Source organism: Chroococcidiopsis sp. SAG 2025 (genome assembly GCF_032860985.1).
Classification (GTDB): Bacteria; Cyanobacteriota; Cyanobacteriia; order Cyanobacteriales; family Chroococcidiopsidaceae; genus Chroococcidiopsis.
Genome location: NZ_JAOCNC010000001.1, coordinates 4,115,133 through 4,138,117 on the forward strand (window position 1 = coordinate 4,115,133; position 22,985 = coordinate 4,138,117).

Consider the following 22,985-nt stretch of genomic DNA (forward strand, 5'->3'; position numbering starts at 1 on the left):
GAGATGGCTGGTATATGGTCATTCAGCGGACGCTATCGCATTCTACATTTAACATGGCTGGCATTTTTTCTTACGTTTGTCGTCTGGTTTAACTTTGCCCCTTTCGCGCCAACAGTCAAAGCAGAACTCGGCTTAAGCGAAGCCCAATTGAGAACGATCGCCCTTTGTAACGTAGCTTTAACAGTACCAGCACGAATTATTGTAGGGATGATATTAGATCGATTTGGACCTCGAATCACCTATTCTTGTTTGCTAATTTATGCAGCAATTCCGTGTTTAGCATGTGCCTTTGCCCAAAATTTCAGCCAATTGGTTTACAGCCGCTTAGCTTTGAGTATTGTCGGTTGTGGATTTGTCGTTGGGATTCGCATGGTAGCTGAGTGGTTTCCTCCCAAAGAAATTGGCTTGGCAGAAGGAATTTATGGTGGCTGGGGGAACTTTGGTTCTGCGGGTGCTGCTTTCACTTTACCTTCCATTGCCGCAGCAACAGCTTTTCTTGCCGCAGGACAAATTAACTGGCGCTTAGCGATCGCATTGACAGGAATTATTGCGGCAACCTATGGCATCTTGTATTTTTTCAACGTCCAAGATACACCACCAGGTAAAGTTTACGAACGTCCGGCGAGTAGCGCCGGAATGGAAGTCACTACTAAGAAAGACTTCTGGTTTTTATTACTGATGAACGTGCCTTTAGTCGGCATTTTGGGCGTACTTGCTTGGCGTTTAAATCAAGTTAAATTTTTCAACGCCACAACAATGTATGTCATTTGGTTTCTGCTTCTGTGCCTGTATTTATTTCAGTCTTACAATATTTGGCAAGCAAATAAGCAGTTGATGCAGGGTGAAAAACGCTATCCCCCAGAAGATCGCTATCAATTTTCACAAGTTGCCAGTTTAGAGTTAGCTTACGTTGCCTGTTTCGGTTCGGAATTAGCAGTCGTTTCCATGTTGCCGACATTTTTCCAACGCGGCTTTGGCTTAAATGCAACCATAGCAGGGGCAGTTGCTGGAATATATGCATTTATGAATCTGTTTGCCCGCCCTGGTGGAGGATTGATTTCTGACAAGGTGAACAGTCGTAAGTGGACGCTAGTTGTAACGCTGGCTGGGATGGGAATTGGCTATCTAATCTTTAGTAGTTTAGGGGGAAATATTCCGCTACCAGTAGTCGCAATCATGACAGCGCTTGCTTCGTTCTTTGTTATGGCAGCAGAAGGGGCAACTTACGCGATCGTACCTTTAATCAAGCGTCGCGTCACCGGACAAATTGCTGGCAACGTGGGAGCTTATGGTAACGTTGGTGCAGTTGCTTTTCTCACTATTTATAGTCTCTTGCCTAACGATCCAACAGGCGATCGCGTTTTCTTCCAGATGTTAGGAGTAGTGGGTTTAATTGTGACTAGTTTGTGTGCTTTCTGCCTTAAAGAACCAACAGGTTCTCATAGTACGGAAGATGTTCCAGAAGCGATCGCCACCAAAGTATCGATAACAAAATAGGTAGGCGATCGCCACGATACACGATATGTTCTCATAATGTAATTGTCAGGATACATAGATATGTACCTGACAATTTTTCAATCTGCTGACAAAAACGCAATCATTTTAAGATTTATTTTAATATTTTTAGTATTTTTCATAATTGCGCGATCGCCCACTCCTACATCCAAGTAAGATTGCGGGAGATCTGAAATTTCTCTATGAGAAAATTACAAAGTATCTCCGTATATTCTCGTCTATAGTCAGCTATTTCTTCACACTAGCAACATAATTCAGCGAAATTACTGCGATCGGCTAGATTGGAGTCTATTGCTGCACGAATAAAAAACTGTAGTTTCACTCATGTCATGTCTATTCAATTTTCTGTACAACCAGTATAGGGATAAAGTTATTATAAATTCAGTGCAAGTTTTATCGTTGCTTTAAAAAAAATATTAAATCTCTTTTGATAAATGTATTGATAATTTTAGCCAGAAAGTACCGATCCACGCATAGCTAACACCTGATGTTGTAAAAGAGAAATTTATTCAACGTCACTCAGTTTTGAGATGACTATTAAGTATTTAAAGCCAGCGAGCGCACTAGGGCTGCCACCACCATTATGCCTACAGGATATCTGATGTCGATTATGAGATTTCATCTCGGATGGCGAGCGAATTTCGAGAGATCGGTAGTTCGCTGGGCGTGGTGGTTGCTCGTCTTTTTTTTACTGGAAGCAACCGTAACAATTTTTGGTAGTAGAACTTGGAATTGGCAAAATTTGACGATTGGCTTGCTATTTTTCCTAGTCATTTTAACTGTATCTCAGGTGATAAATTACATTCCCTGGACGTTTTTTCGTTCTCAATGGTGGATCGAGCGCTATCGAACAAAAAGCGATCGCCCGTTACGAGATTTTGCTTTACTTCAGTTCAGTATTTTAGTTTTATTAGTCTGTGGTGCTACGGCAGTTGGTTGGTGTTTTCGACAACTCTTAAGTATTAAATATATTGCCAACAACAGTGTAATTTTTCTACTTTTATTAGTATCGTTAGCTTTCGTCAGTGTGGCGATCGCCTATTGGACGACGTTACCGCAAGTTGCCGCAATTGACGCAGTGCGCCAACAAGCAGAAAACCTATTTCTTAACGCCTCAGAACGATACGATTTAGTCATGCAAGGGGCAAATGAAGGGTTGTGGGACTGGAACCTCGAAAATCATGAAATTTACTTTTCTCAGCGCTGGAAAGCAATGCTAGGCTACGCAGATGACGAGATTGCTAGTACTTTAGATGAGTGGCGCGCTCGGATTCATCCCGATGACAAAGCGCAATTTCAACTTGAGTTGTCCAAGCATTTAGATGGTACGACTAGCCATTTTGAACGGGAACACCGGATTTTACATAAAGATGGAACATATCGCTGGGTACTAAGTCGCGGTTTGGCAGTCAGGAACGAGGAAGGACAAGCTTACCGCATGGCTGGTTCTCAAACTGATATTACCGATCGCCATCGTGCCGAAGCTCAGTTAAGTCATGATGCCTTACACGATCGACTCACGGGCTTATCCAACAGAATTTTATTTCAAGAGCGCTTGGAATATGTCTTGCAACTGGCGAAACGTCACAACATTTTCTCTTTTGCCGTGCTATTCGTCGATCTCGATCGGTTTAAAACGATCAACGATAGCTTGGGACATTTGGTAGGCGATCGCCTATTAATTGGTATTGCTCAAAGACTCAAAGCATGTATCCGCAGCAGCGATACATTGGCACGTTTAGGCGGGGATGAATTTGCCATTCTGATCGAAGATGTTGACAACAAAGGCGACATTATTCACCTCGTCGAACGGATACAGCAAGAATTTAAGTTACCCTTCCACCTCAGCGAACAAGAAATCTACGCTAATGCAAGTATTGGCGTGTTAATCGATACGGCTAACTATGACTGTGCTGAAGACCTGTTACGAGATGCAGATATAGCCATGTATCGGGCAAAAGAACGGGGACGTGGGTGTTATGAGATATTTGATATTACCATGCGCGATCGCGCTGTCGCCATGTTGCACCTAGAAACCGACTTGCGCAAGGCAATTATCAACCAAGAATTTCAACTCCACTACCAGCCGATCGTCGCACTACATAACAACCAAATTACTGGATTTGAAGCCTTAGTGCGCTGGCAGCATCCCGAGAAAGGCTTGATTCCGCCGATAGAATTTATTGGTGTTGCGGAAGAAACAGGACTGATTTTGCCATTAGGCATGTGGGTGTTACAAGAAGCCTGCACTCAAATGCGTGCTTGGCATGAAGAATTTCCTTCCCATCCACCCCTATCAGTCAGCGTCAATATTTCTGGCAAGCAATTTGCCCAAGTCGATTTAGTCGAGAAAATTCGCCAAATCTTAGCAGAAACTCGTTTTGACCCACATTCTTTAAAGCTAGAAATTACTGAAAGCACGATTGTCGAAGATTTAGCATCTGCTAAAGCCAAATTGATTCAGTTGCAAGAATTGGGCATTCAAGTTTCCATCGATGATTTTGGCACTGGTTATTCTTCTTTATCGTATTTAAGTCGCTTTCCCATCAATTTTTTGAAAATCGATCGCTCCTTCATTCAAGATATAGACACTAGTTCCGAGCGATTAGAAATTATTCGGGCGATCGTTTCCCTAGCCGATAGCTTGAAAATTGATGTCGTCGCCGAAGGAGTAGAAACCGCATCTCAACTCGCTCAACTCTGTTCTCTCCAACCTACCTCTGGGCAAGAACACTTCGCTCAAGGCTACTTATTCTCCAAACCACTCAATCGCGATGCTGCCAAGAATCTCATCGCCTCCGGTCGCGATTGTTATGTTCCTAGCTTATCTTGAATAGGGGCGAGGAGTGAGGAGTGAGGAGTGCGGGAAGATGAGCAAGTATTATGAAGTGCAGGGGGCTTTATACGAAAGGATTTTAGCAGTAATTTTTGACTACTTTTAGCTTCTGGTGACTGGTTGAGGAGAATTTCTCTCATTTCTGAATAAAACCCTCACTCCTCGCCCCTCACTCCTCACTCCTGATTAAAACCATCCTTCCTGTTCCAAGGTCTCGATCAGTTGCAGTCCTCGCGGATCGCCGACACCGAGAATGGCGGCTCTAGCATCTTCTTTTACGCCTAAATCTTCATCTTCGGCAAAAGCTTGGATTAATGCATCGACTGCCGTAGCATAGACGACGTTAGAAGGGAGTTCGCGACATAATTGACCTACCGACCAAGCGCAATTACTCCTGACTGCTGCTACGGGGTCTTGTACCAAAGCTTCAATCAGGGGTGGCATGGCTCCGACTACTGCTTCATAACCGATTTCTGCCATTTGTGCTAGAGCGCTAGCAGCCCACAGCCGCACGGCGGGGATATCGGTTCTCAAAGCTTCTGCTAAAGGTTTGAGGGAACGGCGATCGCGACAGTTGCCTAATGCCCAGACAACTCCCTTACGCACGTAACCGTTCCAGTCTCGATTTAATTGTTGAATTAGTGCCTCTACCGCTTCTGGGCTGGGGTTGCGTCCGATCGCATAGGCTGCACTAACTCTGACTAAAGGACAAGCATCTGTTAATAAGCGAATTAAATGGGGCGTTGCCCGCTCATCTTCAATTTCGCAGAAAGCACGCGCTGCCAACATCCTCTGCTGAGTTTGAGGATTTTCTAGTAAGGCAAGCATTTCCTCTGGGTTAGGTTTGGCAATTTCAGCATCAGCAGTTAAAGCACCCAGATGATCTAGGGGACTATCTAGCTGTACTGCTTCATCTAATATGCTGAGGTCGTCTTCGTCATACATGAGCGATCCGTTCACCGCGTTCTTTTGCCATCAATTGATGTGGCTGCGTCTGCGTGGAATATATAAGTTAGCTACAATGATTTTACTCTGCTCGACACCCTACGGCTAACTCCTTTATGTTTTTATCTGCGATCGCACTTGCGTCTGCCATCTGAAGATCGCAACAATACACCCTACCATCTACCGCAATAAGTCAGAATTTTTATAGACGATAATTAACGGTAGTTTAGGAATGGATATCAAAAACGGGTTTGTCGGTACTGTAGGCAATACACCCCTGATCCGGCTTAACCGCTTCAGTGAAGAAACTGGGTGTGAAATTCTTGGTAAGGCAGAGTTTCTCAACCCCGGGGGTTCGGTGAAAGACCGCGCGGCACTTTACATTATTAAGGATGCGGAAGAAAAAGGCATTCTCAAACCTGGGGGTACGGTAGTAGAAGGGACAGCGGGAAATACTGGCATCGGACTCGCCCATATTTGCAATGCTAAGGGTTACAAATGTCTGATCGTCATTCCCGATACTCAGTCGCAAGAAAAAATGGACGCACTGAGGCTGTTGGGGGCTGAAGTACGTCCTGTACCAGCCGTGCCATACAAAGACCCGAATAACTACGTCCGGCTTTCCGGTAGAATTGCCGAGGAGATGGAAAACGCAATTTGGGCAAATCAGTTTGATAACTTAGCCAACAGAAGGGCGCACTACGAAACTACAGGTAAAGAAATTTGGGAACAAACCGATGGCAAAGTTGATGTTTGGGTAACTTCTACGGGAACGGGGGGTACGCTAGCGGGGGTAGCTATGTACCTGAAAGAAAAAAATCCTGCCATTAAGACAGTTTTAGCCGATCCGATGGGTAGTGCGCTTTACAGTTATATCAAAACAGGTGAAACCAAAAGTGAAGGAAGCTCAATTACAGAAGGTATTGGCAATAGTCGCGTGACTGCGAATATGGAAGGCGTACCGATTGACGATGCAATTCGCGTGACTGACGATGTAGCAGTAAAAATTGTTTACCGTCTGTTGCAAGAAGAAGGATTATTTCTCGGCGGTTCTACAGGTATTAATGTCGGTGCGGCGATAGAATTAGCTAAGCAGTTAGGTCCAGGTCATACAATTGTGACAATTCTGTGCGATAGCGGTACGCGCTATCAATCGCGGTTGTTTAATCGTGCCTGGTTAGCAGAAAAAGGATTGTTGCCAGCTTAGATCTTTTCACTCAAGCTGTGTTTCGGAAGATCCCCCCAACCCCCCTTTTTAAGGGGGGCTATGAGAGATTAGCTTGACTTCTAATCAACTTTTGAACGCTCACTACAGCGCGGTTTAATTCATGATTTTTTTGTTCTGGATGGGCGAGATAGGCTTGCTGTTCTTCTTCAATCATTTGGACATCTTGAAGGACTAATCCATCTAATAATTTCTGTGCCGAGCCAAATAAACTATTCTTGACGAATCTCCGAAAGGATACGGGTAATTTATGCAAGCGCCAGAAAGCATTAAGAGAAGTAAAATGAATTAAATAGGCGCGAGTTTTAAGTTCGTTAATTGGACTAAATAAACAATAGATTTTAAAATCATTTCCTAATGTAGATACCCAATTAGGATAAATATAACTCACGTCCAAAGGCTCTGAATGAAGCTTACGTAACGCAGGAAAAAATAATTGCGATATCGACCATATTTTATCAATTTTATAATAGCTTTGTGCTTGATAATGTGCGTCAACTCGTTTTTCATCTTCATAGATATCTTGCAATATTGGATCTGCCCAAGCTTGCCAATTTTGATGCAAATGCCCGTGGTACATATCCATCAAGTTTTCAATTAAATAAGAATAGTGAGCGGCACATTCAATAATTGAAACAGTGGCAATATAATTGAGATGATCCCATTCTGGTAAGCCCAAAGGTTGGATTTGTGTAGCTAAATTAGAATTCCCAGGAAACAACCAAATAACACCATCTTGTTCTATTACTGGATAGTAGCGAATTTTGCAATTTGGTAGTTTTTGATTTGCAGCCAAATAAGGAACCGCAACACATTCACCATTCCCACCAATGCGCCAGCCGTGGTAAGCACATTCTAAATTGTTATCTACAACTCGTCCGTGACTGAGTTTGACTTGACGGTGCGGACATCGATCTTCTAAAGCGTAGACTTTCCCATCGTGCCCACGATAAATTGCGATCGCATGATGCCAAAGAGTGACGGCTATAGGATTAGTAGTCACTTCACTACTACGGGCGACTGCATACCAATGATTCGGGTTAATTCCAGTTTGTCGAATATCGCGCTGTTGTGAAGTTAGCGAGGGTGATTGCATAGTTTTCTATATTTTTAAATCTAATAATTTGAGAATTTGTAGGGTGTGTTATTTAACGCACCCTACTTTGGTTAAATCTTCAACATTCCCTCTGGATTGACAGAGAAAAGCGATCGCCTTTGCAATCCTTCGCGGTGTAAAATCTCATTTGCTGCTAGCAACCCACTACTCACAGCTCTTTCCATCAATCCGCAAGGAAATGGCATTTTGACCCAATCACCTGCAAATATTAAATTAGGAATCTCAGTACTTGTCTCCGGTCGATCGCTATAGCTATTTGGTGGATAACCAGAAAAATTCTTTTGATTGACTAATTCCCGATGCAACATTTTTGCTTGCTGTAACTGCGGCACGATCTCATATAATTCTTGCTCGAATGTTGTTAATAAAGCTTGTTGGTTGGGAAACTCTTTTTCTTTGTAACAATAGGCGTGCAACTCCACGACGCTACCACCTGTTTTATTTGCCCAATCAATATATGGTTCCTGAATGCGGTGGTAAAGCGTAATGCTGTCGGTGAGTTGATAGCCAGATAAAGAGGTAAAATTGCTGTGTTGCCAATCAAAATCGCGATCGAACCAGAAGCGACAGACAGCGAAAGGATCGGCTATAGACAACTTTTCGACTTGCGATCGCACTTGCTGGCTAACTTCTCCCGTGACTAAGGTAAATAATTGTTGTACTCCTGGTACGTCGGTGGCGAAGACGTAGTAATCGGCTTTGAGGGGTTCTAGAGACGTTACATGTAACGTCTCTACAACATTGGATACCAGCTGCAATCGATCTTCCTGGCGTTGCGTTATTTGAAAGCGGGGTAAATCTTTTTGTGCTGGTCCTTTCAATACTTTCCCTTGGCGATCGTATACTGCACCATGACAGGGACAGTGAAATTTGCCATCTTCTGCTAGCTGTACCGTACAGCCTTGGTGGGTGCAAGTGAGGGAGACTGCTTCTTTACGTTCAGGAGAAACAGCATACATGCGATCGGCTGCACCGTAATATTCTATGTTTTTGCCGCTGTCGATCTCTGGAAGGGCGGGTTTGCCAGACTTATCTGCGGGGGAATTGAGATTTTGGGTGAACCCGTCCCTACTCCCGTACGGGCGGGTTTCCAAACCCGCCCCTACCGACTCCCGACTCCCGACTCCCGATACCCAAAACGGTGTATCCTCCCCTTCTCCCTGAGAATAGCTAAGGGATGAAATCTTGCCATTTTGAGCCTGAATTGCGGTGACGATTGCACCTGTGACGATCTTGCCACCATTTTGCTCGATCGCCTGGGCAATTGGTTGGACTAAACTCGTACCCATGTCGTAGCGCGTCCCGTTAAAAGCGAGTCCTTCGGGATTGCCAAAAAAATAGAAGTGGAAAAATTGCATTAATTCCCCTACACTCATGAGATCGGGAGCGTTTAAGCTTGATTTGGCGAAGGGTAAAAAGTATAAATCGTATAATCCTTGGGGAAAACTCCGTTCTACCCACTCGGCTACGGAAAGACGGTCTAGACGTTGAAAGGTCTTTTGGGTTTGAAATCCGGTAATTGCCCGAAACACCTGCCAGTGTTCCCATTTTGTCAAGTTAATGCCCCATTTAAGCCGATTCGGAGAGGCGATCGCTAAATCGACGATATTCCACGGAAAAGCTGAGTGGCTGGGACGGAAAACTTCTGGCTGGTACTTTTCTCCCCGATAAAGGACGGCGTAAGAATTTAAAGACCGAAAATTATCCTGAATTTCCAGTTCTGCCACGATACTCTTGAGGTTGTAGTACTGGGGAAAGAAACCGTGGAAGCCATGTTCCATCATAAAAGTTTCCCCTGCTGCTTCGACCTGCCAGCTGGCAATCTTACCACCCAGTTGTGGCGATCGCTCTAATAGCGTCACGGCAAATCCGCGCTGACTCAGTTCGTAGGCGCAAGCTAATCCCGCTAATCCTCCACCGACGACGACTACGCTTTTCGATTGAGTTAGCGATCGCGGTAGATCTAATCTATCTGGTTGGTATACCGTAGGCTGTGGTTTTGAGAACCGAGTGTATCCCACAACTCCCCCGACAGCACCAATCCCACATAGCTTAAATAAAGTGCGTCGAGAAATTGGCTGTGAAAGCACGTCGTTTGATAATGGATTCAAGTTAACTCCTCACTCTCATCACGATGAAATACTGGCGAGAAACGCTGGCTGTCGCACAACGAATCTTAATTGAACTACTGCGTCGCCGTCGCAGTCTAATTTTTTGGAGTATTTTTCCCGTTTCTGTATTGTTGCTTAACGGATTTATTTTGGCAGAACGAGCCAAGCTGTCAATAGACCAAGCTTTTAATATTGCTGCACCCTTAACGTTAGTAGGCGCAGCGTTGTTTTTTAGCTGTTTGGGTGGTACGGTTGCCACTATCGTTTCCGAACGAGAACAACAAACTCTCAAACGTCTATTCATCTCTCCTCTAAGTGGCACTTCCTACTTTTTAGGAATGTTTCTCGCTCACAGTTGCATCGGCATAGGACAAGCTGTACTAATTTATACGATTTCTTCATTATTTTTTAATGCGAGTTTCAATGGTTCCGTTATTCTAGGCTGCTTAATTATTCTACTGAGTATCGCCGCATACGTAGGTTTAGGTTTTATTTTAGGCACGCAATTAGCCCGTCGTACGGAGGATGTGAATGCTCTAATAGCTGCTTTTGGCGTACCGTTGTTGATGTTAGGCGGTGCTTTTATCCCCGCATTTTTGTTTCCAAAAAATTTACAGCAAATTGCCAAGTTTAACCCGATTTATCACATGAATACAGCTTTTTTAAAAGTTTCTGCTAATGGCAGTGAGATTGCTGATATCGGTGAAAATTTCTGGTTTTTAGTTGGCTTCACGGGATTGATGGTACTGGGGGGGTGGTTATCTTATCGGCGGATGTTGATAGTAGAGAGAAGATTGTGATTGGATACTTTAGTGTTCGATCGCCTTGTCACAGCGTTAAAAATTAAGAAAAAAACAAAAATTGGTCACAATTTCTGGCACTATCGGAGATAAATAGATGTGAACGTATTCCTCGATAAATGACATTTACATATACTCGTACTATTCGCTTTCAGGATACCGATGCAGCTGGGGTTGTCTACTTTGCCAGCGTTCTATCTATATGCCATGAAGCTTACGAAGAATCTTTAGCAGCATCAGGAATTAACATCCAAGCGTTTTTCAGTAAATCTTCGGTTGCTATTCCGATCGTTCATGCTAGTGCAGATTTTTTCCGTCCGATGTTTTGTGGCGATAAGATCTTAATCGATCTCACGCCAAAATATATGGGCGATGATTATTTTGAGGTAACGTATAAAATGGTTGACGCAGGCGATCGCGAAGTTGCCAAAGTCCTGACAGAACACGTTTGTATCGATCCTGAAAGCAGAACCAGACAACAATTACCTAGCGAGATTGTCCAGTGGTTTCAGCAATGGTTAGATTAGACAAGTCTCGATCGCAATTTTCTTGAGTTAAAATCGCGATCGCTTTTAATTGTTTTTGGCTGAGTTTACCTTGCGCGTTACGAGGTAACTTTTGAGCGCTAATCCAATACTTAGGTATTTTAAACTTAGCTAAACTATTGGCGATCGCGGCTTTAATTTCTCTTGCAGAAACCGTCGGAGATTTAGGAACGTAAATTGCCGTGACGACTTCTCCCCAAACGCGATCGCAAAGCCCAATTACAGCAATATCATCAACTAATTGAGTCGATCTAATCGCGGCTTCAACTTCACAGGGATATACGTTTTCGCCTCCTGTAATAATTTTATGACTGTTGCGACCGACAATATTTAAATAACCGAGATCGTCGATGAAACCTAAATCGTCTACCTGGATCTCAACTCGATCCAATAAATCTGGATAGTAGCCTAAAGCTAATGACTTAGCCTGAATGCAAATCGTGCCGATTTCATTGGAATTTAATATTTCATTTTTAGAGTTAGTAATTTTGATTTGAGCGTGAGGTAAAACTCGACCGCAGCTATTATATCCTTGAAGAAAATCTTCTGGTCTAAGGGTAGCAATTTGCGATGCCGTTTCTGTCATGCCATAAGTAGGTGCTAGCCTAATTCCACAATCTCTAGCTTGATTTAAAAGTTCTTGCCAAGCAGATGCACCACCTAATAAAACTATTTGAAATCGTGATAACCAATCGCTTAAAGTTGGAGTTTGTAATAGCCGCTGAAGTTGAGTTGGAACCAAAGAAATAAAAAAATCTTCTGGATCGAGATCGGGTATAATTCCAGATTCTATAGTTTTAAAAGGAACAATCGCTAATTTACCACCAGTAGTTAGCGATCGCATAAATTGCATCAAACCACTAACATGATATAGAGGTAAGACACAAAAAGAATTAATTTGCTGAATTTGAAAATATGTTTGAAAGCCTCGAACGGATGCACTTAAGGTATCCCAAGTATGAATGGCGAAACGAATTTCACCCGACGATCCACCTGTGGGAATCATAATTAGGGGAGAGTGCGTGGTGCGTGGTACGTGAAATACTTCTGACTCCTGTATGAGCGGGTTTTGATCGAGGTTTATTGCCCCATTTGCCAGCTTGTTTGCTAAACTTGCCCCTACGGCTCCTGACTCCTCAATTTTGACTTTTGACTTTTGACTTTTGACTTCTCCCCAAATCATATCTGGTTGTACTATGTCAAAAACTTGCTGCCATTCTCCTTCCCCCCAAAAGGAATTGCAGAGAAATACAGAACAATCTACACTACAAGCGGCGATAAATCCAGCGAGAAATCGAATCGGGTTACTTTCAACTAAAATAATTTTAGGCAATTTATGCTGAGAAGATTGCTCGATAATTTCTAAATAAAATTGCTCTGCTAGTTCGACAAGTTCATCGCGATCGCCACCAATTAACCAATGGCGATCGCTAGATTCTTTTATAGCTTCTAACAAGCTTGCCATAATTGTTCTAGCCAGGTTTGTTCATTTTCCTCTAACCAGTGATGTACGCCAAATCCAACTGCGCGATAATTTATAGATAGTTCTGCTGCTAGTTTTAAAGCTGCTTGTCTACCTACAATAGTTTCAAACACAGAGGAAAACACCGCATCAATTTTGTGTTCTTGACAGAACTTTCGCAAACGACTTGGCGAACCAGCAATACTGGGTTTGATCGTAAAAATTCCTCGCCATCCCTGCTGATAGCAAGTTTCTAATTGAGTCAGATTTGCCACAGATTCATCGAGTGCGATCGCGGTAGCATAGTAATAACTTAACTCTTGCATTTCAGTTAATTTTTCTACACCAAGTGGCTGTTCGATATATTCAATTTCTACACCTGTCCCCGCTGCCATAATATTATCGCAGTTATACAGCCACAAATTTGCCTCTTCATAACTCAGTCCCCCATTGGCATCTAATCGCAGTTTTACTCCCTCTGGTAGTACTTCAGTTAAGTGGTGAAAAATAGCCAATTCCTCAGCAATGGGATAAACTCCAATTTTCCATTTAAAGGTGCTGTAATCGTCTTTTGCTAAACTTTGCCAAGTTGATAAGACGGCTTTGCCAGCAGGAAGTAAGGCACTGTAAGGAAGAGATATTGTAGGGGCGTACATCTGTACGCCCCTACAACAATTAAAGTTTTCCCATGCCGATTCAAACCCAAACTGACAAGCAGGAAAGCGATTGGGAATTGAAAAAATAATTTCCTCTGAAATTTCTTTTGGTAACTGACGACAAAAATCTAAAGCTTGTTCTACTGTTTCTGAACCAAACCAACTAATAGGCGCAATCTCACCATATCCCACATTTGAATCGCTAGTCAATCGAATTATAATCCCATCTCGCACATCCCAAACGCCATGATTTGTTTGTAGAGGTGGTTTAAATCGTCGTCGATAAGGGCGAAAATTGAGCTTGGTCATTTGTCATTTGTCATTTGTTAACAGTTAATAGTCTTTCCTTAGTGACCATTGACTATTAACCACTGACTATTACAGCATGAATCCTAATCCCAATAGTAAACCGCTGACAAAATGTAACCCTACGGCAATAAACTTACAATTGCTTACTTTTTCTGGTTGGTCATGATATTGTAGAACGTGCCGACACAACTTAATTGCAAAGGGTAAGCTTAGCCAACTTAGTAAAGTCCACGTTGGAAATATATTTAAAACTGCTAATAAACTAGTTAAAGCGTAAATACTGCCACAAATCCAGGGTAATAAATTAGCAGATAAAGCCGTACCCAAACGGACAATAGGCGATCGCTTTCCAGCGGCGAGATCGTCCTTGACTTGGTGAAAGTGAGAACAAAACAAAATTAAGCTAGTGACAATTCCGACAATAATTGAAGCAGCTAAGTTTGTGGTTGACCAAGATTGAGTTTGACTATAGTAAGCCGCTGAAACTGCCAGCGGACCATAAGCAAAAAAGCAGAGAATTTCCCCTAAACCGTGATATCCTAAGCGAAAAGGTGGTCCCTGATAAGCGTAACCGATCGCGCAGCACGCGAGGATAATTCCAATTATAGTTAAGTCTCGTTGCCACCAGGCGATCGCTAAAATACCCAATAAACCCAAAGTCAAAAACAGATTTCCAATCCAGAAAATTAGGCGTTTGTTTCCAGTTAAATTCACTAAAGAGTGAGCTTTATTTTGATCGATTCCCGTTTCAGAATCGAAAACATCATTACTGATATTACTCCAAGCTACAATACAGATAGCAGCAGTGAGAAAAGTCGAAAATACACCTGCATTCAAACTTTTTGTTTGCGCAACTGCCACCGCAGTTCCTACCCAAATTGGAATAATGGCAACGCTGTACATTGGTGGTTTAATCGCTGCCATCCACAACTTGGATTTGGGTTGAGAATTAGAATATATAATCAGCTTTGTTGTCATTTTAAACGGTAATTGGTAATTGCTAATTGGTAGTTGGGAAATGGTTTGTGGCTTGTAAAACTAGATGCTTGTTTTGCTGCGATCACCAGTCACCAGTCACCAGTCACTGGTTTCACTCTCTACTGACAACTGATAACTGTCCCCATTTCTTGTACTATAGGGATCGGTACATTTGCGGCGTGTGAGTAGCTGTCATTCCCATGTTGTCTGCTTTCTAGCGTTTTTCTCTCGCTCCGAACTTCGTCCCGCTTCGCTAATACTCCTTCCTCCTCGCTTCTCCTATGCAAACCGATCGCCTGTAGCCATCCCATCACGATTTAATAATCTTTAGGAACAGAAGTTAAAAAAAATTTACAGTTAAAAAAAATTTACTAAACTTGGATGCAAAAATAGTTTACTTTAACATTCATGCTCCTTTTACCGCGCCCTGCCAACTACCACCTAAACTGCCAGAAGCTATACCAGTTTCTTGTAGCTTCGCAAAAAAACTGCGATCAAAATTGTTCTCAAATCGTCAGCATTTCTCTAGAGATCGATTCGATCGATCCGCTGGCTTTACTAGAAAAACTAGCTCGACCCCATCAATTAAATTTCTATTTCGAGAATAAAAGTAAAGCAGAGGCGATCGCTGCTATTGATGCTGTAGCACAGTTACAATTGGCAGGTGCAAATCGTTTTCATCTGACTCAAAAGTTTATTTGCTCTTGTTTAAAAGAGATCGATATTTTTGATTCTTCTAACCATACTTTTGCTAAACCACATTTCTTTTGTAGCTTCAGTTTTTTCTCGGAGGCTACAGCAGATTATCCCTTTCCAGTTGCTACAGTATTTCTACCCCGCTGGCAAATTGCTAGACAAGGCGATCGCTGCGTATTAGTTGCTAACTTGCCAATTGAAGCAGATACAAATATAGAGGTATTCATTCAACAGTTATGGCGCAAGATTCATGAGATTACCTCAATAGAACGGTCAGAAAACGAAGGAAATCATTTTCAACGAGAATTCAGTCAAGTCGATGTTAGTAGTATCGCTCGTTTTAAACAAGCAGTCATTGACTGTTCGGAATTAATTTACGAACAACACCTGAGTAAAGTTGTCCTGGCTCATGCAATTGACGTGCAGGCAAATACAAACTTTAACTTATTTAATTGTCTCAACCGCTTGCGACAGATGCATCCCGATTGTTACGTGTTTTCTACTCATAATGGGAAAGGACAAAACTTTATTGGCGCAAGTCCAGAACGATTAATTAGCATTCGCGATCGGCAACTATTTACCGATGCTTTAGCTGGTTCAATTTCGCGAGGAAAAACAGTAGCAGAAGACGCAGTATTAGCCAATCAATTATTGCAGAGTGAAAAAGAAAGGCACGAACACCGAGTCGTGATTGACTTTATTACGCAAAGCTTGCAAGAACTGAGTATTGCTCCACAATTATTATCCCCTCGGTTGCGGCGACTAGCAAATATTCAACATTTATGGACACCAATTCAAGCTAAAGTTCCGATCGATGTTCATCCATTAGAAATTGTTGCCGCTTTACATCCAACTCCAGCAGTCGGGGGAGTTAGCAGACAACTTGCTTGCAAAAAAATTCGTACCTACGAAAAATTTGAAAGAGGTTTGTATGCCGCACCTTTAGGTTGGGTAAATCATCAAGGAGATAGCGAGTTTATTGTGGGAATTCGTTCGGCTTTAATTGATGGCGATCGCGCGAGGTTGTATGCTGGTGCTGGAATTGTTGCTGGCTCTAATCCCGATCGAGAAATTGCCGAAGTCAGGTTGAAATTACAAGCATTACTAAAAGCTTTGATTTGAGACTAAGGTATCCATCTGGGACGGAAGCCAGGTAAGGGCAACTGTTCGGGTCGCAATTGGTTGGCAAGATTGGCATCTATAGTTTCAGGGAGTGGGAGTAGCCATAAATGACTGGTGGCGATCGCCTGTCCTTGCTCGGTACGGGGTAAAGTTGGAGATGGGTTAGCATTGGCTGCTGTCACGACTTGATCGAATAGTAAACCCAAGCCATCGGGAGCTAAACTCATCTGAATATCTCTCTGATTGGGTAGCACTACCAAAGGCGTTTGTTTTCCAGTTTTGAGATCGATCGCGCTTAAATACGGCTGTTCCTCATAAGTATTTCCCTGCATCAACTGCGTCAACAAGCAGTAGAGAATTCCGGCACGAGGATCGAACTGGGCGCTGAGAATAGAACCAGTCGTGCGTAATAATTCTCTTTGTACGCCTTGGTTTGTAACTAAAAATAGCGATCGCGTGTAATCGGAATTAAACCGCACCATTGCCCCTTGCGTACCATCGGGGGCAAAGTCCAGTACCATACCAAATTGAGGCAGAAATTCTAAGGGCTTTTTTGCATCAGCTTGTAAAGGTAAAATTGCGACTCCTTGTCCTTGGGCAACTGCTACTGTTTGACTGTCAGGAGTAATTAAAAAGTCTCCTCCTGGTTCCGTTTCCATTTCTTGCGGCGGAGAATTGGGACGGACGATCCAAAAACCAAATCGATCCGATTGACGCTGGCTGACACGCTGCACCAATATAGTGTTGCCATCAGGAGACAAGTCAAATTTGAGATTTTGATAGTCTTTGTTATCTAAAATTAGGTCAATTTTGCCTGGAGACGGGACTTGTTGACGATTCAAGAAAGAAAACCAGTTAGCACGATCCGGTTGAGGGGTAGAAATTCCAGTTGTGACAGTATAAATCTGGGCAGAAAGTAAACCTTGGGGATTTTGATTTTGTCGATTTTGGCGATCGCTAGCAGAAAAGAGAATTTTGTCACCGTGAGGATAAAGCTTATAGTCAACGACTGCCAGATTTTTCGGCGTGAGGATCGTTTTTTTCTGCTGGGTGAAATTGTAAAGGACGAGCCTACCTTGTTCCTCTCCTTCTACACCGAGATAGACAAAAGCGCGATCGCGGGTACTAAAAGTTGCCTCAAAAGGTTGTAGCATCCGCCCCAAATCTGTTTCAGGTGTAAACTTATCCCTTGCAAAGCGTAACTGCACGCGATACGTCGCGCCATAGGGTGCTGGTTCTAGCAAAGTATACGCTAACCGTCGTCCTGCCCAACTGACTTTACCCGGTAGTGGCGGATCGATTTGCAAGTTTGCCTCGACGCTGTTAGTATTCATCGGACGGCTAAACGTGAGGCTAAAAGCGCGATCGCTAGCACTGATCTGTCTAGCTTGCCAACTAAAATCTCTCACTTTGGGTGCAACTGTATCCCCGCGCCACACCAACAGTCCAATCAGCAGACTGAGAACGAAGATCAGGGCAATCGCCACGCGATCGATGGGTTGGAACCAAGACTTAGTAGCTGACATCTTAAAATTGATTGTTGATTGTGAAGGAGTGGATAGTGGCTAGTGGCTAGTGGCTAGTTTCTTATTTCGGTCTAGTCACCAGTCACTAGCCACTAGTCACCGAGTGCTGATTTTTTGTAGTCAATATAACAAATGACGAATGACGAATGACTCTTCAGGTAGAGGTTGGAGATCGGCTGGAGATTGCAAATAGAGAATAGGTGCGGCGAAGCAGATGTACTAGTCAAATGCGATCGCCACACTTTTAACAATCGCTTAACAAACACCCGCGATCTGTCAGTCTCTTGACGGCATGAGTGAGGGTGTGAGGAATACATAAGCATTACAAAACAAGGAAGTTTAATAGCAATGCAACGCAAAATTATCACTGCTGCTCTTGTGGCAGTCGGGTTGTTTGTCTCTTTAGAATACAAAACCTTAGCACAATCAAGTCAATCCCCAACTCAATCTTCTCCTGGAACTACGACGCAGCCTGTTCCTGATGCAACTCGCTCTACACCTGGTGCAACTGAGTCGAATCCCAGCATAAACCAACCTAATCGCGATTCAACTCAGACCCAACCCAGCACAACCGGGCAAAATCAGCAACTCAGCACTCAAGATCGGCAGTTTATTACTGAAGCAGCCCAAGGGGGAATGGCGGAAGTCCAACTCGGAAAACTTGCCTTGCAACGCGCCTCTAGCCAAGAGGTAAAAGATTATGCTCAGCACATGATTGACGAGCATACTAAAGTTAATCAAGAGCTAATGGCTTTGGCAAAACAAAAAGGTGTAACTCCACCAAAAACCATCGGTCAAAAAAATGAAGCTGTACGGGCAAAGCTATCGAAGCTTTCTGGCAGCGCTTTTGATCGGGCATATATGAACGAGGCAGGAGTTAAAGCCCACGCTCAGCAAGAAGCTTTATTCAGCCAGCAGGCGAAACAAGGTCAAGACCCAGATCTAAAAGCTTTTGCTGCTAAAGTCTTACCCACAGTACAAGAGCATTTGCAACAGGCACAAAAACAAACGGGTAATAGTGCTACTACACAATAAGGGATTCGTAGGGGCGAGTTTAGCAGTAAATCTTTAATCAAAACCCGCCCGTACAGATAGGGGCGAGTTTAGCAAGCAGATTCACGGCTGTCACCATAAATCTTTGTCCAAAACCCGCCCGTACAGGTAGAGACGTTACATGTAACGTCTCTACATTAGCCGGTTCTTCTTGCACTAGTCGCTCAGCATTTGGTCTGTATATTCAATATAGGTTTCTGCGGTTTGGATTTGTGCTGTGGCTTCAGGTAGAAGAAAACTCAATTCTTCTACCAATTTTTCTTTCTCTTCTAGAGATAGTTTTTGATCTGCCTGAGCTTGGCTTAAATTATCTCTGTAATTATGGAGAAAAGTATCGAGATTTGCAAAAAATACATCTACTCTTTGCTGAAAATCTTTATCGAGATATTTCTCGATCTCCAAATTAATATTATCAATACTGCCTTCAATCGATTGATTCACTTTGGCAATTAGCGTATTTAAAGATACAGTATAGTAATCTTCAATCACTCGCGGTCGTCGGATCTGAACTTTGACTTCTACGGGAACTATCCACAACCAATGCCACCACTGACGCTGATTTCTTAATACTTCCACATTACCGCGATCGACAAATCGACTTTGCCTTTTAACTGGAGGTCTGACAAAACCCATTGTCTCAAAAGACTCCCACTGCATTGTCGGCAGAGATAAATCTAAGTTGAAAGCTTCATTTAATCGCTGACAAGCTCCTTCAATAATTGGCTTTGTTTCTTGTTCTAGAAGATCTAATAGGCTTTGACGCGCCTGTTCGATTTCTTGACTCGTGCGATCGCGGACGCTGCTTAATAAACTATCTGCCCTCTGTTTAACATAAGTGACTGCCTGATCGACAAACTCTTCTGCTACTTCGGGACTCTCAAATTCAAATAAACCAGAAGTTTTAAACTCAACTTGCGATTTAAGGCGCGATGATACCCACTTAGGAAAAAGTTCAAAGTCACCAATACTAGTTAAGAAAAGTTCCCGCGCTCTCATGTCCATTTTTTTAATTAAGTCAGCCCGTTGGTACTCTTCTTTGGCAAAGAAAATTTCTAAATTCACAGTTGCTTCTTTTTTCAGCACTTGCAACAGTTCGTGGAGATTTTGATGCAGTTGAGATTTGATCGAATCGACATCCTTGAGGCGGCTGCGACACAATTCAAGGCGATGCAAATCGGCTTCTAGCGCATATAACTCTAGCTGCAATTTCTCTGCGTCTTGACAAATGGCACTACTGCGGAGCTTGACTTCATCCCTTAGTTGTACCAAACGACTGCGACCGAGATTAAGGGCAGATTTCAAACACTTAGGTGCGGCGCGCTCCATCAATGCTTTTACAGCTTTTTCTAAAAATGGCTCAAAACCAGACTTATTCCATAGCTTTTGAGCTTTTTTCCGAATTTCTTCCGAGGTAACTTTTGCTAGTTCTTCTTCCCAATCAATCCCGAAGACTTCTTGAGCTAATACCCGCGCTGCGGGGATCTCACTCAGAGTAAGCTCGGGGTGCTGCTCTAGTTCGTGGGTAAAGTGAGCGGCAGAAAATGCTCTTCTAGCTGAGACTTCAAATACTTGGTTTGTATCGTCATCGCCAATGCCAAATTCAGCTGCAATAAATTGGCGCAGCTGTTCTGATGTCATGTCGCCTTCGCGCCGTTGATCGACTTTGTTTACTAAAATGTACAGGTTATCTTTACCCCGTAGATCGATAACTCTTTGTACGTCTCGTTTTACCTGTTCGGCGGCTTCTGTTTTCAATTGAGTGAAGTCTAGTACGATCAATACCATCGAACTTTGCTTGAGTTGTTCGGCGACTACTGTAGCAAGTTTGAGGTTTTCTCCCGCTTCGTTGGGTCCAGGGGTATCGACAATAACCAAATTTCCTAACAGATCTGGCTTATTATGAGCTGTATCCGCTTGAGATAGGCGGCGCGATCGCCCCATCGGAACCTGAATGCAGGGAACTTCTGTGAGCTTTCCCAAGGGGTCTGTAGATGGGTCAATGGTATTGCAAAGGCGAACGATATCGTTCAAACTCATCAATACCTGAATAATTTCCTCTCGCCCAGAGGTTATTTCTTGCAACTGTAGACTTGTGGGGTCTTGAATTTTGGGCAGTAAATCTTGTAAATGCGGATATTGCGCGATCTTGTCTTGGATGCGTTGCATTCCCAAAGTTTGAATCTTTGTTTGTAAAGCCTGAAGCGTCTGTTGATAAACAGAGATAATTTCGGGACTCAGGGTTAAGGTTGGCTGAGTCAAATCCGGGTTAAAGATAATTTGTGTTGGTAGGGTTGTCATTGCTGCATTGCGACTAGGAAGAATTTCCTGTCCCGCAATGGCGTTGACGATCGTGGACTTACCAGCCTTCATCGGCGCAATGATCGCCATCATTAGCTCTAATTTTTCCACATTGTGAGATACACTCAAGACCTCTTGCTGAAAGTCTTTGTACTTATCGCTAGAACTATCAGTGCTGAGAGCGTTGGCGGCGTTATCCATCAGGAAACTAATTTCCTTGAATAAAGCGATTGCTTCTTGTTGCAAATTTTGTACGTTAGGCTGAGGCGCTTGAACAATCATTGCCTGTTATCTCGCAAAATGGTAAGTCCACTTGCGTTGATTTTGGCTTAACAATTTTCTAATCACTTCAGTAAATATACGAATTGCGCGATCGCACCTTTTGTGATGCGCAAAATGTAGTAGGGTACGGCTGTGCGCCCTACTCATCTATGTTTTAATTATAGTTTTACTAACTGTTCATTTCCCGCACGATCCGCATTGTCTCGACGCTGACAGTACAGACTCTTTGCAGTAATGCGATCGCTTGCTCTTTATAATTGGCAAAGCGATAAGTATGGAATCTGGCAGCTACAGTTGCATCTTTAGGTTTCTTCTCTTTATATTGCTCTAACACCCACTCTAAAGCTGAGTGGTTTCCTAACATATATTCCCAGACTATTGTGGGAATGCCTTCTAGGGTTGTCACTGTATCTATAATAATTCTGCCTCGATCGCGCTCTGCTTTCAGTTTCACCTTCATAGCGCTGCGGGTTGGGAGATCGATGCGCTGGAGAGGGTAGAGTACTACAGTTTCATAATGAATATGTAAATTCAATAACTGTTGACCCCAATTCACCCACTGCCAAAAGTTATTGTAGAAAGGTAGGCGAGGAAAGTCTCTTTTAAATTCTGCTGATATGTTGTTCGATAAGTAGGATAGTGTAAAACAGCATAGGTGTAATGAAAAATATCCAATTTGGTAATTGTAGAGACGTTATATGTAACGTCTCTACTGTAATAATTTTGAAATTGTTCTAGTCCCCAATCGGTAATATTATCAATGCGATCGCCATTTTCATCGTAGCAATATAAAGGAAGGCATTGCGAATCACCGATAAGATGATAATCTGGAATGCGATCGCTAGCTAAAGTCATGAATGATTTAGTCGAACCAGGTGCAGTAAAACCGATCAGCAAATTTTGGCGGTTGCTGTCAAATACATGCCCTAGTTGATATTGCATCTCATTCACCTCTGGACTAAAATACAATTTTTAGTCACGAATGGTCTATATAAACAGTCTCGAATATTGTTAGTTTTAAATTGATATCTTATTCCTCGATTTAGATACCGTTTTAATCTCCTCGTCCATTTGATAGTGCGATCGAGATTTTCCCGCACGTTTCGGTTCTCGACTGCTTGATTATAAATGTCAATCAAGTATCTAATTTTTGATTCTAGCGCTGTTTCTGATTCGCCATAAACCCATTCATCTCTAGCAGTAATAACCCCAAGGGTAAACAATTTAAAATTGCTCTTGCTTCTCGTCGATCTTTACTAAGTTTGGTTTCATGAGCGGCAAGAGGTATGAGAGTATAAAATCATTATCTACTTGACCAAGCCAATTATTATCTGTATCTGGTACGATCTGCTCGAATTGAATTTCTGAAAACTTCCGTTCGCTTAAATAAAGATTTTCTCTTGTGTATTAGCATAGTCAGGAGAGCGTGGTAATAAATTTGGCAACCACGTTCGCCTTCTTTTCTAACTAGAAAATAGACGGCAATTCCCACACGAATTTTATCATTAA

16 protein-coding genes and 1 pseudogene are annotated in these 22,985 nt (G+C 42.8%); 7 read left to right on the forward strand and 10 right to left on the reverse strand.

Features of this window, described 5'->3' with window-relative positions; all coding sequences use genetic code 11:
- The first annotated feature begins 3 nt into the window (after positions 1-3).
- Both N4J56_RS19895 and N4J56_RS19900 read left to right on the forward strand, forming a co-directional pair.
- Positions 4-1,497 carry a NarK family nitrate/nitrite MFS transporter gene (locus N4J56_RS19895; RefSeq protein ID WP_317108018.1) on the forward strand — a complete coding sequence of 498 codons (1,494 nt, stop codon included), beginning with the start codon at positions 4-6 and terminating at the stop codon, positions 1,495-1,497.
- Between the two features lie 601 nt (positions 1,498-2,098).
- Complete coding sequence (locus tag N4J56_RS19900) at positions 2,099-4,348, forward strand: putative bifunctional diguanylate cyclase/phosphodiesterase (RefSeq protein WP_317108019.1); 2,250 nt, start codon at positions 2,099-2,101, stop codon at positions 4,346-4,348.
- A gap of 189 nt (positions 4,349-4,537) precedes the next feature.
- Here N4J56_RS19900 and N4J56_RS19905 read toward each other — a convergent pair whose 3' ends face one another.
- The gene (locus tag N4J56_RS19905; RefSeq protein WP_039716424.1) at positions 4,538-5,296 is read right to left on the reverse strand and encodes a HEAT repeat domain-containing protein; all 759 of its coding nucleotides are present in this window, start codon (positions 5,294-5,296) and stop codon (positions 4,538-4,540) included.
- A gap of 232 nt (positions 5,297-5,528) precedes the next feature.
- Between N4J56_RS19905 and N4J56_RS19910 the strand changes: the two genes are divergently transcribed.
- The gene (locus N4J56_RS19910; RefSeq protein WP_317108020.1) at positions 5,529-6,503 is read left to right on the forward strand and encodes a cysteine synthase A; all 975 of its coding nucleotides are present in this window, start codon (positions 5,529-5,531) and stop codon (positions 6,501-6,503) included.
- A gap of 58 nt (positions 6,504-6,561) precedes the next feature.
- Here the strand turns inward: N4J56_RS19910 and N4J56_RS19915 are convergent, their stop codons facing one another.
- On the reverse strand, positions 6,562-7,617 hold the full coding sequence (locus N4J56_RS19915; RefSeq protein WP_317108021.1) for an aromatic ring-hydroxylating dioxygenase subunit alpha: 1,056 nt from the start codon (positions 7,615-7,617) through the stop codon (positions 6,562-6,564).
- Between the two features lie 71 nt (positions 7,618-7,688).
- Positions 7,689-9,749 carry an FAD-dependent oxidoreductase gene (locus tag N4J56_RS19920; RefSeq protein WP_317108022.1) on the reverse strand — a complete coding sequence of 687 codons (2,061 nt, stop codon included), beginning with the start codon at positions 9,747-9,749 and terminating at the stop codon, positions 7,689-7,691.
- Between the two features lie 23 nt (positions 9,750-9,772).
- Between N4J56_RS19920 and N4J56_RS19925 the strand changes: the two genes are divergently transcribed.
- The gene (locus N4J56_RS19925) at positions 9,773-10,549 is read left to right on the forward strand and encodes an ABC transporter permease (protein WP_317108023.1); all 777 of its coding nucleotides are present in this window, start codon (positions 9,773-9,775) and stop codon (positions 10,547-10,549) included.
- 119 nt (positions 10,550-10,668) lie between these two features.
- Complete coding sequence (locus tag N4J56_RS19930) at positions 10,669-11,076, forward strand: thioesterase family protein (RefSeq protein WP_317108024.1); 408 nt, start codon at positions 10,669-10,671, stop codon at positions 11,074-11,076.
- Here N4J56_RS19930 and N4J56_RS19935 read toward each other — a convergent pair.
- The 3 genes from N4J56_RS19935 to menA form a co-directional block, all read right to left on the reverse strand.
- Positions 11,036-12,559, reverse strand: coding sequence for a 2-succinylbenzoate--CoA ligase (locus N4J56_RS19935; RefSeq protein WP_317108025.1), 1,524 nt, complete (start codon positions 12,557-12,559; stop codon positions 11,036-11,038). The genes N4J56_RS19930 and N4J56_RS19935 overlap by 41 nt on opposite strands.
- Positions 12,544-13,521 (reverse strand): o-succinylbenzoate synthase, encoded by a 978-nt coding sequence (locus tag N4J56_RS19940; RefSeq protein WP_317108026.1) that lies wholly within the window; start codon positions 13,519-13,521, stop codon positions 12,544-12,546. Before N4J56_RS19940 ends, N4J56_RS19935 begins: the two co-directional genes overlap by 16 nt.
- A 69-nt stretch (positions 13,522-13,590) precedes the next feature.
- The gene (menA, locus tag N4J56_RS19945) at positions 13,591-14,499 is read right to left on the reverse strand and encodes a 2-carboxy-1,4-naphthoquinone phytyltransferase (protein WP_317108027.1); all 909 of its coding nucleotides are present in this window, start codon (positions 14,497-14,499) and stop codon (positions 13,591-13,593) included.
- 408 nt (positions 14,500-14,907) lie between these two features.
- On the opposite strand from menA, the gene N4J56_RS19950 reads away from it, so the two are divergent.
- On the forward strand, positions 14,908-16,317 hold the full coding sequence (locus N4J56_RS19950; RefSeq protein WP_317108028.1) for an isochorismate synthase: 1,410 nt from the start codon (positions 14,908-14,910) through the stop codon (positions 16,315-16,317).
- Positions 16,318-16,319: 2 nt separating this feature from the next.
- On the opposite strand, the gene N4J56_RS19955 is transcribed toward N4J56_RS19950, so the two are convergent.
- Entirely contained in the window at positions 16,320-17,843 is a 1,524-nt protein-coding gene (locus N4J56_RS19955; protein ID WP_317108029.1) for an Ig-like domain-containing protein, read from the reverse strand.
- A gap of 348 nt (positions 17,844-18,191) precedes the next feature.
- Here N4J56_RS19955 and N4J56_RS19960 point away from each other — a divergent pair, with 348 nt between their 5' ends.
- A complete protein-coding gene (locus N4J56_RS19960) occupies positions 18,192-18,878 on the forward strand; it encodes a DUF4142 domain-containing protein (RefSeq protein WP_317108030.1) in 687 nt (228 codons plus the stop codon).
- Positions 18,879-18,915: 37 nt separating this feature from the next.
- Here the strand turns inward: N4J56_RS19960 and N4J56_RS19965 are convergent, their stop codons facing one another.
- The 3 genes and pseudogenes from N4J56_RS19965 to N4J56_RS41125 all read right to left on the reverse strand — a co-directional run bounded on the left by N4J56_RS19965 (position 18,916) and on the right by N4J56_RS41125 (position 22,699).
- Positions 18,916-19,053, reverse strand: coding sequence for a hypothetical protein (locus N4J56_RS19965; protein WP_317108031.1), 138 nt, complete (start codon positions 19,051-19,053; stop codon positions 18,916-18,918).
- Positions 19,053-21,476: a dynamin family protein gene (locus tag N4J56_RS19970; protein ID WP_317108032.1), complete on the reverse strand. Its 2,424-nt coding sequence runs from the start codon at positions 21,474-21,476 to the stop codon at positions 19,053-19,055. Before N4J56_RS19970 ends, N4J56_RS19965 begins: the two co-directional genes overlap by 1 nt.
- Before the next feature lie 169 nt (positions 21,477-21,645).
- Positions 21,646-22,699 (reverse strand): annotated as a pseudogene (locus N4J56_RS41125) (type ISP restriction/modification enzyme).
- Positions 22,700-22,985 lie beyond the last annotated feature (286 nt).

Excerpts from the sequence above, each read along its gene's own strand:
- N4J56_RS19895 (WP_317108018.1), top strand. The coding sequence starts at position 4 with ATGGCTGGTATATGGTCATTCAGCGGACGCTATCGCATTCTACATTTA.
- N4J56_RS19900 (WP_317108019.1), top strand. The coding sequence starts at position 2,099 with ATGCCTACAGGATATCTGATGTCGATTATGAGATTTCATCTCGGATGG.
- N4J56_RS19905 (WP_039716424.1), bottom strand. The coding sequence starts at position 5,296 with ATGTATGACGAAGACGACCTCAGCATATTAGATGAAGCAGTACAGCTA.
- N4J56_RS19910 (WP_317108020.1), top strand. The coding sequence starts at position 5,529 with ATGGATATCAAAAACGGGTTTGTCGGTACTGTAGGCAATACACCCCTG.
- N4J56_RS19915 (WP_317108021.1), bottom strand. The coding sequence starts at position 7,617 with ATGCAATCACCCTCGCTAACTTCACAACAGCGCGATATTCGACAAACT.
- N4J56_RS19925 (WP_317108023.1), top strand. The coding sequence starts at position 9,773 with ATGAAATACTGGCGAGAAACGCTGGCTGTCGCACAACGAATCTTAATT.
- N4J56_RS19930 (WP_317108024.1), top strand. The coding sequence starts at position 10,669 with ATGACATTTACATATACTCGTACTATTCGCTTTCAGGATACCGATGCA.
- N4J56_RS19935 (WP_317108025.1), bottom strand. The coding sequence starts at position 12,559 with ATGGCAAGCTTGTTAGAAGCTATAAAAGAATCTAGCGATCGCCATTGG.
- N4J56_RS19940 (WP_317108026.1), bottom strand. The coding sequence starts at position 13,521 with ATGACCAAGCTCAATTTTCGCCCTTATCGACGACGATTTAAACCACCT.
- menA (WP_317108027.1), bottom strand. The coding sequence starts at position 14,499 with ATGACAACAAAGCTGATTATATATTCTAATTCTCAACCCAAATCCAAG.
- N4J56_RS19950 (WP_317108028.1), top strand. The coding sequence starts at position 14,908 with ATGCTCCTTTTACCGCGCCCTGCCAACTACCACCTAAACTGCCAGAAG.
- N4J56_RS19955 (WP_317108029.1), bottom strand. The coding sequence starts at position 17,843 with ATGTCAGCTACTAAGTCTTGGTTCCAACCCATCGATCGCGTGGCGATT.
- N4J56_RS19960 (WP_317108030.1), top strand. The coding sequence starts at position 18,192 with ATGCAACGCAAAATTATCACTGCTGCTCTTGTGGCAGTCGGGTTGTTT.
- N4J56_RS19970 (WP_317108032.1), bottom strand. The coding sequence starts at position 21,476 with ATGATTGTTCAAGCGCCTCAGCCTAACGTACAAAATTTGCAACAAGAA.